The sequence below is a fragment of the Nocardioides ferulae genome, from assembly GCF_003660455.1.
GTDB classification, from domain to species: Bacteria; Actinomycetota; Actinomycetes; order Propionibacteriales; family Nocardioidaceae; genus Nocardioides; species Nocardioides ferulae.
The window spans coordinates 1-984 of sequence record NZ_QZVR01000059.1 but is presented as its reverse complement, the minus strand read 5'-3'; the positions used below and the strand labels follow the sequence as shown (position 1 = coordinate 984).

General features: G+C 67.7%; 1 protein-coding gene. It reads right to left on the bottom strand.

Annotated elements, in window-relative coordinates; translation table 11 throughout:
• Positions 1–64 precede the first annotated feature (64 nt).
• Complete coding sequence (gene istB, locus D6B71_RS22405) at positions 65–775, bottom strand: IS21-like element helper ATPase IstB (RefSeq protein WP_276311020.1); 711 nt, start codon at positions 773–775, stop codon at positions 65–67.
• Between the last annotated feature and the right edge of the window lie 209 nt (positions 776–984).

The window sequence follows — 984 nt, the reverse complement described above, 5'->3', positions numbered from 1 at the left end:
TGTCGGGGTACGACCTCACGTGTCGGTTGGGGTACGGCCTGACGTGTCGGTCCCGGCGTGGGGATCATGGCATGGGCTCACCTCCGGTGACGAGGCTGAGGCGGTCCTTGAGCCTGTAGGACGGTCCGTTGATCGCGAGGACGTCGCAGTGGTGCAGGAGCCGGTCGAGGATCGCGGTCGCGAGGACGTCGTCGCCGAGGACGCCGCCCCATTCGGTGAAGGCCTTGTTGCTGGTGATGATCATCGAGCCGCGTTCGTAGCGGCGTGAGATGAGCTGGAAGACCATGTTCGCTTCGGCTCGGTCTAGGGGCAGGTAGCCGACCTCGTCGACCACGAGAACGGCGGGGCGTAGGTAGCTGGTGAGTTGTCGGTTGAACCGGCCGGTGGCTTCGGCGGCGCGGAGTTTGCGGACCATGTCGTCCAGGGTGGTGAAGTAGATCGAGAACCCTGCCTGGCACGCGGCGACGGCGAGCGCGACCGCGATCATGGTCTTGCCGACTCCGGGCGGGCCGAGCAGCGCGACGTTGCCCTTGGCGCGGACGAACTCCAAGGTGGCCAGGTCGCGGACCTTGCGGGCGTCGAGGTCGGGTTGGAAGGCGAAGTCGAACTCCTCGAGGGTCTTGTGGTGCGGGAGTCCGGACAGCTTCAGTGCGTTGCGGAACCGGCGGCCCTCACGCAGGCCGAGCTCTTCTTCGAGGAGGAGGTCGACGAAGTCGAGGTAGCCCATCTGGGCTTGCTCGGCGCGGTCGACGAGTTGGGTGACGACCTCGGTCAGGTGGGTGGGTCAGCCCGAGCTTGGTGGCGTGGTCACGGATCCGGTCGGTGGTCAGCGTGCTCATCAGGCTGCTCCCTCGGCGCCGCTGGCGCTGACGCCGGCGCCGCTGGCGATCTGTTGGTAGGTCGACAGGGGTCGGGTCGCGACCATGACGTCTGCGCCTCGGCGGTGCAGAAGCGATGCGAGCGGCTCCGGCTCGGTCGCGACCG